The organism is Sphingomonas sp. Leaf25, from assembly GCF_001421635.1.
Lineage (GTDB): Bacteria > Pseudomonadota > Alphaproteobacteria > Sphingomonadales > Sphingomonadaceae > Sphingomonas.
In genome coordinates this window covers 1-207 of sequence record NZ_LMKU01000031.1, presented here as the reverse complement: position 1 = coordinate 207, position 207 = coordinate 1, and the positions used below count along the sequence as shown (strand labels likewise).

Sequence of the window (207 nt, the reverse complement as noted above, 5' to 3'; positions counted from 1 at the left end):
AACAGACACACCATGCGCCCCCGGGAAAACGGGATGCACACAATGCACAAAATTTGAAACCAGCCAAAAACACCAGACCACACCACGGGGTGGCGGGCCCGGCAAATTCAACCAATTCAATACAATAAATTGGTATCAACAAACTTGGCACACTATTGAGTTCTCAAACAACAGACACACCCGGCACCACCCAAACATTTCCAGTTC

General features: G+C 48.3%; 1 rRNA gene (only partly in view). It reads right to left on the bottom strand.

What is annotated here, in order from left to right:
• Nucleotides 1-207 (bottom strand): 16S ribosomal RNA (locus ASE78_RS14990) (its annotated part extends 1,587 nt beyond the left edge of the window); the annotation flags it as partial.